This is a genomic window from Paraburkholderia susongensis, from assembly GCF_900177725.1.
Lineage (GTDB): Bacteria > Pseudomonadota > Gammaproteobacteria > Burkholderiales > Burkholderiaceae > Paraburkholderia > Paraburkholderia susongensis.
Genome location: NZ_FXAT01000021.1, coordinates 62,691 through 72,019 on the forward strand (window position 1 = coordinate 62,691; position 9,329 = coordinate 72,019).

The 9,329-nt window shown below is 62.1% G+C and carries 8 protein-coding genes; all 8 read right to left on the reverse strand.

The window, feature by feature from the left end:
* Positions 1–111 precede the first annotated feature (111 nt).
* On the reverse strand, positions 112–699 hold the full coding sequence (locus B9Z01_RS33720; protein ID WP_085489847.1) for a nucleotidyltransferase family protein: 588 nt from the start codon (positions 697–699) through the stop codon (positions 112–114).
* Positions 700–848: 149 nt separating this feature from the next.
* Entirely contained in the window at positions 849–3,062 is a 2,214-nt protein-coding gene (locus tag B9Z01_RS33725; protein WP_085489848.1) for a xanthine dehydrogenase family protein molybdopterin-binding subunit, read from the reverse strand.
* Complete coding sequence (locus B9Z01_RS33730; RefSeq protein WP_085489849.1) at positions 3,059–4,060, reverse strand: FAD binding domain-containing protein; 1,002 nt, start codon at positions 4,058–4,060, stop codon at positions 3,059–3,061. Before B9Z01_RS33730 ends, B9Z01_RS33725 begins: the two co-directional genes overlap by 4 nt.
* Before the next feature lie 11 nt (positions 4,061–4,071).
* Entirely contained in the window at positions 4,072–4,785 is a 714-nt protein-coding gene (locus B9Z01_RS33735) for a 2Fe-2S iron-sulfur cluster-binding protein (RefSeq protein ID WP_085489850.1), read from the reverse strand.
* A gap of 291 nt (positions 4,786–5,076) precedes the next feature.
* Positions 5,077–5,688 (reverse strand): hypothetical protein, encoded by a 612-nt coding sequence (locus B9Z01_RS33740; protein ID WP_244196243.1) that lies wholly within the window; start codon positions 5,686–5,688, stop codon positions 5,077–5,079.
* A gap of 373 nt (positions 5,689–6,061) precedes the next feature.
* Entirely contained in the window at positions 6,062–6,673 is a 612-nt protein-coding gene (locus B9Z01_RS33750) for a hypothetical protein (protein WP_244196244.1), read from the reverse strand.
* A gap of 372 nt (positions 6,674–7,045) precedes the next feature.
* Entirely contained in the window at positions 7,046–7,642 is a 597-nt protein-coding gene (locus B9Z01_RS33760) for a hypothetical protein (RefSeq protein ID WP_085489853.1), read from the reverse strand.
* Position 7,643: 1 nt separating this feature from the next.
* The coding region (locus B9Z01_RS33765) for a DUF2345 domain-containing protein (RefSeq protein ID WP_143809159.1) at positions 7,644–9,329 on the reverse strand (1,686 nt) is incomplete at its 5' end.

Below are 9,329 nucleotides of genomic sequence, written 5' to 3' on the forward strand. Positions count from 1 at the left end.
ATGCGCGCAAATGGCCCCTTGGAACAAGGGTGGCGTGTTCCGCAAGTGAGCGGTTTCGCGCGAAGCTGAGGTGCAGGTGCAGATCCGCACCGGCCTCCCACCGAACCGCCCCTAAATCCGCCGCAAATCTTCCGGCGTATCCACGTCCCGCAAAATGCCCGGATCATCGACGCTTACGCGCGTCAGCGGTTCAGTCATCAGCAGCGATTTCGCGCCCGTGTCGCCGTCGAGCGCGAGCAGCGCATTGCGATGCTCCGCGCCGAAACCGACCGGATGGCCGCGCTGTCCCTGGTAAAACGGCGCGACGAGCGAAGCGCCGTTATCGAGTCCGCGTGCCACGGCTTCGATCGTCGGGACGGCGATGCGCGGCATGTCCGCGAGCGCGACGATCCAGCCTTCGGCGTCGTCGCTCGCCGCGATGCCCGCCGCGAGGCTCGCGCCCATGCCGCGTTCGGCGCTGGCCGCGAACACGACGTCGCAGCCGGCGTCGTTCAGCATGCGGGCGAGTGCGTCCGAGCCGGGCCGGACCACGGCGAGCACCCGTGAGACGACCCGCAGCAGCCGATGTGCCGATTCATGCGCGACCGCCGTGCCGTCGGGCATGCGCGCGAGGAGCTTGTTGTGCAGTCCGTGCGGATCGAAACGCGAGCCGAAACCTGCGGCGAGCAACACGCCAGTGGCGAGCGAGGCGTAGGCCATCGGCGGATACCGGAAGAGGGAATGGAACCGATTGTGCGATGCAACGCCATGGGAGGCAAGCGCGAGTGTGGATGCGTGGGGGTTGGCCGTGCCGTTTTTTCAGGGCGCGGTGGTTGTTGGTTCAACGCAAAACCCCAACGCAATCCTCCTTAAGCCCGCATCACCTTATCGAGCGTAATCGGCAAATCCCGCACTCGTACTCCCGTCGCGTGATACACCGCATTCGCGATCGCAGCCGGCACGCCGGTAATACCGATCTCGCCGATGCCGCGCACGCCGAGCGAGTTGATATAGGGATCGGGACGATCGAGGAAAGTGATGTCGAGCGTGTCGATGTCGGCATTCACCGGCACGTGATACTCGGCGAGGTTCGCGTTGGTGAAGCGCCCAAAGCGCGTATCGAGCGTCGACTCTTCCTGCAGCGCCGCGCCGATGCCCCATACGATGCCGCCCATCATCTGGCTGTGCGCGGTTTTCTCGTTGAGCACCCGCCCCACATCGTAGACGGCGACCACGCGCGGCACGCGGATCGTGCCGAGTTCGGCATCGACGTGCACCTCGACGAACACCGCGCCGAACGAGTGAAGCGAGTACTTCTGCTTCTCGTCGCCGGGCTTGACCGTCGAGGTCGCCTCGATCGGCTTGCCGCCCGAGCGCGCGATGATCGCCGCGGCCGGATCGCGCCGCCCCGGTTGCGAGCGGCTCACGACCCAGCCGTTGTCGACGGTGACGTCCTCGGGCGGCAGGCCGTGCACCGGCGATGCCTGATCGGCGAGCGCGAGCGCGATCAACTGGCGGCGCGCCTCGCTTGCCGCTTCATACACCGCCGGCGACACGCTCGCCGCCGACTGCGAGCCGCCCGACCCCGGCGCGCGCGGCCAGGTCGAATCGCCGAGCGCGAAGTGGATGTTCTCGGGCGAGAAGCCGAGCGCGTCGGCGGCCACCTGAGTCATCACGGTATAGGTGCCGGTGCCGAGGTCCTGGGTGCCCGAGGCCACCATCGCGGTGCCGTCCGGGAGAATGCGCGCAATCGCCGACGCTTCGCTGCGGTTCGCCGGATAGGTCGCCGTCGCCATGCCCATGCCGATCAGGGTGTTGCCGTTGCGTATCGAGCGCGGCGCGTGCGGGCGGCGCGACCAGCCGAATTTTTCCGCGCCGATCTGATAGCATTCGCGCAGCGATTTGCCCGACCACGGTTTGTTCTCCTGAGGGTCGCTCTCAGCGTAGTTTTTGAGGCGCAGGGCGAGCGGGTCCATCTTCAGCGCGGCCGCGAGTTCGTCCATCGCCGATTCGAGCGCGAACGAGCCGGTGGTTTCGCCCGGCGCGCGCATGAAGGTCGGCGTGCCGAGGTTGAGCTGCACGAGCCGATGTGTCGTCACCTGATTGGGCACCGCGTAGAGCATGCGCGTGACCATGCAGCAGGTCTCGGTCCAGTCCTCGATCATCGACGTGTTCGAGATGCTGTCGTGGCGCATTGCGGTGAGCGTGCCGTCGTGCCGCGCGGCGATCACGAAGTGCTGCTCGGTGCGCGGGCGCGCGCCGACCGGGCCGAACATCTGCGGACGTTCGAGCGCGAGCCGCACTGGCCGCCCGGTTTGCCGCGCGGCCATCGCGCACAGCGACACGTGCGACCACGACGAGCCCTTGCAGCCGAAGCCGCCGCCGATGAACGGCGAGATCACGCGTACGTCGCTGGCCGGGATGCCGAATACTTTGGCGACCGCTTGCGCGGCGTTGCTCACGCCCTGCGTCGAATCGTAGAGCGTGAGTTGCGGGCCGTCCCAATGCGCCATCGTCGCGTGCGGCTCCATCGGGTTGTGATGCTCGATCGGCGTCGTGTACGTCGCGTCGATATGTACCGCGCCGCTTTGCATGCCGTCTTCGAAGCTACCGCGCTGCGTGTCGGTCTGGCGGCCTTGCGGCTTGTCCGGCGCATGCGCGTTCGGTTTCGCCTGCGCGAAGTCGAGCGTCGCGGCGCTGGCCTGATAGACGATGCGCAACTGGCGCGCGGCGTCGGTGGCATGTTCGAGCGTATCGGCGACCACCACCGCGACCGGCTCGTTGCTGTAATGCACTTCGTTGTCCTGCAAGAGCGACAGGCGCCGGCCGGCCGGCGGCGCGAGCGCGGACTTGCCGCCGTTCGGCAGGCGCGGCGCGTTCTGCCAGGTCATCACGAGCAGCACGCCGGGCAGGGCCTGCGCGCGGCTCGCATCGATCGACGCGATCGTGCCGCTCGCAATCGTGCTCGTGACGAGCACCGCATGCGCAAGACGCGCTTCGGGGAATTCGGCGGCATAACGCGCATCGCCGGTCACCTTGAGCAGACCGTCGATACGATCAACCGGCTGTCCGATCAGATTCATGCAACACCTCCCGCATTACCGGCGGCCTGGTTGACCGCGCGCACGATCGCGCGTTGCGCGAGCTGCACCTTGAAGCCGTTGTCGCGCTGCGGCCGCGCGCCGTCGAGCGCGGCCGCAGCGGCGTTTTTGAGCGTCGTCTGCGTGAGCGGCTGGCCGGCGAGTATCTGCTCGGCGGCGCTCGCTCGCCACGGCTTGTGCGCGACGCCACCCAACGCGATGTGCGCGGCTTGCACGCGCTCGCCGTCCATCTGCAACGCGGCGGCCACCGAGACCAGCGCGAATGCGTAACTGGCGCGGTCACGCACCTTCAGATAGTGCGAGTGCGCGCTGAAAAGCGGTGGCGGCAGATCGACCGCGGTGATCAGTTCGCCGGGCTGCAAGGTCGTGTCGATGTCGGGCCGGTCGGCCGGCAGCCGGTGGAAGTCGGCGAATGCGATCGTGCGTTCGCCGTTTGCGCCGCTCACGCGCACGGTTGCATCGAGCGCGGCGAGCGCCACGCTCATATCCGACGGATTAACCGCGATGCATTGCGGACTCGCGCCGAGAATCGCGTGCATACGGTTGTGTCCGCCTATGGCCGCGCAGCCGCTGCCGGGCGCGCGCTTGTTGCACTGGGTGAACGCGGTGTCGTAGAAATAGCCGCAGCGCGTGCGTTGCAGCAGATTGCCGCCGACCGTCGCCATATTGCGCAACTGCGCCGACGCGCCCGCGAGCAGCGCTTGCGACAGCAGCGGATATTGTTCGCGCACGAGCGCGTGATTCGCCGCATCGCTGTTGCGCACGAGCGCGCCGATGCGGATGCCGCCACCGGGCAGCGCGGTGATCGTGTCGAGGCCGCTGATGTGCGTGATATCGACGAGCCGCACCGGCCGCGCGACGCCGCCCTTCATCAGATCGAGCAGATTCGTGCCGCCGCCGATGAACACCGTGCCCGGCTGCTGCGCGGCGCGCACCGCGCTCGCGACATCGCCGGCACGTTCGTAGGAGATCGCATCCATGCTGGTCTCCGTTACGCGTTGCCGTGCGCGGCGCGCACCGCGGCGACGATGTTTGCATACGCGCCGCAGCGGCAGATGTTGCCGCTCATGCGTTCGCGGATCTCTTCGTCGGAGAGTACGGCGGGGCGCGTGCGGACGTCGGCGGTCACGGTGCTCGCCGCGCCGCCGCGAAACTCTTCGAGCAGGGCAGTCGCGGAGCACAACTGCCCGGGCGTACAGTAGCCGCACTGGAACGCATCATGTTCGATGAACGCGCGTTGCAGCGGACTCAACGTGTCCTGGGTTGCGAGTCCTTCGACGGTCGTGATGTTTTCGCCTTCGTGCATGACCGCGAGCGTCAGACACGAGTTGATGCGGCGGCCGTCGGCGAGCACCGTGCAGGCACCGCACTGGCCCCGGTCACAGCCTTTTTTCGTGCCCATCAGGCCCGCGTATTCGCGCAACGCGTCGAGCAGCGTCACGCGCGGTTCGAGTTGCAGCGAGTACGCGCGGCCGTTGACGTTCAACGTGACGGGGCGCGGCGGCACGGCCGGATTGCCTGGCATGGGCGGTGCGGCGGGTGTTTGCGCTTGCGCGCGCAGATGCGGCGCCGCGCCGATCGTCGCGGCGGCAGCGGCCGATTGGAGAAAGCGGCGGCGGGAAGGTTGCGACGGTTGCGAAGGCGGTGGGAGTTCTTCTGACGGGGCTGTGTCGCCCGAATCCTGACATTCGGTATGCGTGGACATGACGTTCTGTTGACTCCATTGAAAGGTCAATGCAGGCTAACGACGCGTCGGGGCCCAACGCATCGCGTTGAAACAAACAGGGCGTAGCAATTTGAGTGCCGTTGCAGCTACAACGGTATTAAAAATTGACGGGGAGAGCAAAGCCGATCTGCGCAATTAACGCAGGTCAATATTCGCAATGAACGGCGGGTGGGGAACGTGGTGGTTGTTTCAGGGTGGGGCGTGCCGATGCGCAGGGGCGTCGTTTCGTACCTCTGGCGTTTGGTCGTTTGCGGCTTGGGACAGGCTCTGTTAGCGCTGCTTCGGTATTAGCTCGGAATAGTCGCGAGTCAGGAGAACGCCTAGCAGGACAGGTGTTTTGGGTGCGTCCCCATCCGTGGCCTGTGGGTCGGGGTCGCCGAACGCCAGTTGAACATCCACCGGGAATCGGCTCGCAGGTTGATTCGAAGCACGATAACGATAGTGATGCAGAAGAACCTGCGGCGGTATGGCTCCCATATCATTGCCGGGCCGCCGGTTGCCGTTTCCGTCGACCCAGTATCCGATGTCGAGAGGGAACAGGTCTTCCAGCATTGAGCGGGTGATTCCCTTCATCAGTGGACTGAACCAGACTGTGAATTCGGTCGGAACTCGCTTGACCTTTCTACGGTCGGCCGTGTAATCGGTTGGATCGGCAACTACGGACAGAGTGATATACGCACGGGGGAAAGCCGGATTCTCAAAGGAATACTCCGTACTCATGGAGCCTCTACGGAGGTTCACGGCAAAATTGCGGCCGAAAATCGTATGCGCGGGATCGAACGGTTGGTCGTCCCGCATGATTGCCATCGCGGTCGCCAATATCCTGAGCGCCATGTCGCGCTGTTCGTCGGTAACAGTCTGCCTCTTCTCGGTCTTTTGCACCGACGATTCTGAGGGCATTGGCGTACTGGGCTCTGCATGCACCGGGATTGCGAACGAAAGGATTATCATTGTTCTGCCAGTACGCCTGAACCACTTTCGCGCAAGCGTAGGTATCTTCTTCATGGAGTTGGCTTTGGTAGTCTGTTTCATATTCGTCATTTTCTATTTGGAATCCTGATTGGTATTCGGCAGGTCGCACATTTTCTTTTCGGCAAGCGGGACATCTGGCCTCACGTATGAGAACACTTGCCAACTAATGCGGCTTGCGTTCAGTCTTCCCGGATGCCTGTTTGAGGACACAGCATGCCGATGCGTAGATCCATCATCCCGTACTTCTGGTGTTTTGTCCGCTTGCTGCTTGGGACAGACTCTGCTAGCGCTGTTTCGGTATCAGCCCGGAATAGTCACGATTCAGGAGAACGTCCATCAGAACTGGTGTTTTGGGTCCGTCCTCGTCGGTAGCCTGTGGGTCGGGATCTCCGAACGCCAATTGAACATCCACCGGGAATTGGCTCTCCGGCTGAGCCGAAGCACGGTAGCGATAGCTATGCAGAAGAATATGTGGTGGTGTTGCTCCCATGTCATTGCCGGGTCGCCGGTTGACGTTTCCGTCGACCCAGTATCCGATGTCGAGAGGAAACAGGTCTTCCAGCATCGAGCGCGTGATTCCCGCCATGAGCGGACTGAACATGATCTTGAAAGCCACGGGAACCCGTTTGACCTTTGTGCGGTCGGCTGTGTAGTCGGCTGGATCAACCGCCACTAATAGAGTGATGTACGTACGAGGAAAAGCCGGATTTTCGAAAGAATACTCTGTACCCATGGAGCCTCCACGCGGATTCGCTGCAAAGTTGCGGCCAAAAACCGTATGCGCGGGATCAAAGGGCTGGTCATCCCGCAGGATCGCCATTGCAGTTATCAGTATCCTGAGCGCCATATCGCGCTGTGCGTCGGTAACAGTCTGCCTCTTCTCGGTCTTTTGCACCGACGATTCTGAGGGCGTTGGCGTACTGGGCTGTGCATGTACCGGGATTGCGAACGAGAGGATTGTCAGCGTTCTGCCAGTACGCCTGAACCACTTTCGCGCAGGCGTAGGTATCTTCTTCATGGAGTTGGCTTTGGTAGTCGGTTTCATACACGCCATTTTCTCTTTGGGATCCTGATTGACCTTCGGCAGGTCGCACATTTTCTTTTCGGCAAGCGGGACATCTGGCCTCACGTATGAGAGCACTTGCCAACCAGTGCGGTTTGCGTTCAGTCTTCCCGGATGCCTGTTTGAGGACACAGCATGCCGATGCGCAGATCCATCATCCCGTACCTCTGGCGTTTGGCCGCTTGCTGCTTGGGACAGACTCTGCTAGCGCTGCTTCGGTATTAGCCCGGAATAGTCACGACTCAGGAGAACGTCCATCAGGACTGGTGTTTTGGGTTCGTCATCCTCAGTAGCCTGTGGGTCGGGGTCACCGAAAGCCAGTTCGACATCCACCGGGAACCGGCTCTCAGGCTGAGCCGAAGCACGATAGCGATAGCCATGCAGAAGAACCTGTGGTGGCGTTGTTCCCATATCATTGCCGGGGCGCCGGTTACCGTTTCCGTCCACCCAGTATCCGATATCGAGAGGGAACAGGTCTTCCAGGGTCGAGCGGGTGATTCCCGTCATGAGTGGGCTGAACCGGATCGTGATGGCCGTTGGAACCCGTTTGACCTTCATGCGGTCGGCTGTGTAGTCGGCTGGATCAGCAGCTACGAACAGAGTGATTTGCGTACGAGGGAAAGCTGGGTTCTCGAAGGAATACTTCGTACCTACGATACCGCGAAGAGGGGCTGCGGCAAAATTGCGGCCGAAAATCGTATGTGCGGGATCGAACGGCTGGTCGTCCCGCAGAATCGCCATTGCGGTCGTCAGTATCCTGAGCGCCATGTCGCGCTGTGCGTCGGTAACAGTCTGTCTCATATCAGATTCTTGCCCCAACGGTCCTGAGGGCATCGGCATACTGGGCTGTGCATGTACCGGGATTGCGAACGAGAGGATTGCCAGGGTTTTGCCAATAAGCCTGAACCACTTCCGCGCAGGCGTAGGCATCTTCTTCATGAAGTTGGCTCCTGTAGCCGGTTTCGAATTGCGCCATTTTCTGTGCAGTTTCCGGGAAGATCTTCAGTAGATCACATACCTTCTTTTCCGCAAGCGGGATATCTCGCCTCACATATTCCCAGCCCGGCTTGTCCTGCATATAGGAAATCAGCCAGTAGTAGTGGAACACCAGCATCCTGTGCAAACCGATGTGAACGCGCGGATCGTCAGGGAGGGGCGTTTTCCCAGCCGCCGTGAAAGCGCTTCTGAACATCGTCGACGAATACACCGTCTGTATATTCGGCATGTCCTTGTAGTCGTCCGGAAAGTGCTGAAGGAGAGAAAACATCCAGAAGTACTGCTGGCAATGACGGGACTCGTGATACAGCGTGTCGGCAAAAGCCCTGATGCGGTCATCAAGGAGGCCTCGCTGGCCCTTGAGTTCGACGATGCGCGCGATTTCGCTGTCGTTGACGGCGATAACCCAGTATTTTCCGATAAACGCGGCACTCACATCCTGTCGCAAGTTGTATTGCTGTGCTCGGCTTGGATTCACGATCATGATGTCCGGCATGGCAACATCACTTCCTGGAATCGCGGGATAGTCTTGTCGCAATCCAAACGGCCCGGAGCCAAGCGCATCTTCCAATTGCTGTTTGACAGCGTTTTGAATCAAGTCTGTCGAACTGGAAGTCAACGGCAAAGTAACCCCCGCCCAATCAATCCCCCTCAACGCAGCCTTTATCGCTGCCGTATAAGCCTTCGTCACCGGATACTCAACGTCCTTACGCATCGACATGCCGGCGGGCGCATCTACCTCGGTCGCACCGTTGATGAAGTGATAAAAGCGCAGCCCGAAGTTCATCGGATCGCACGAGACAAATTCCGGCGGTCTGTCTTCTGTCGTCGCGCCCTGATTGGGAGTGCTGACGTTCTTCCCCGCAATCCGGGTGCTGCGCTTCTCGGCGTTGGGTACGTCGCCCGCGAACGGCTGGTCCGTTTCCCTGATGACAGCGCCTTTGCCAAGCGCAATGACCTTGTCCGGCTCACTCGCGGCGAACAGTTCGACCGTCGCGAACGCAAGCATGTTGCTGGTGACGAGGCTCGTTTCTCCAAGCGCGTTAGTCACGCCCTGAATCACCTGACCATCGTCCAGCGTGATCCTGTACGGCTGATTCGATAGTGCGAAACCGGTATCGTGTTCGATCAGCACATGATGCGCCGCCAGCTTGCCAGGCTTCTCAGGCGTGACCGGCAGGCTGACAGGGTGCGCCGCGGGCCTGTCAGTCTGATGACTCCCCGCATGAACCCGATGCTCCCCATCCGTATAGACCCGGTACCCCTGCGCATCGATCACCACCTTCGTGCTGCCCGCGTGGAACACGATCTCGCGGCTTGCCATCAGATTGATCGAGTCGCTCCTGCTGATGATGTTCACCACACGCTGTGCAATCACCTCGACGTCATCGCCCTGAGCCTCGATCTGCACCTTGCCCGAGGCCGCCCTGAGCCGGATGCCGAGATGCTGCGCGAATACCCGCACCCCATTGACCGCCGACGCCAGCAGCGC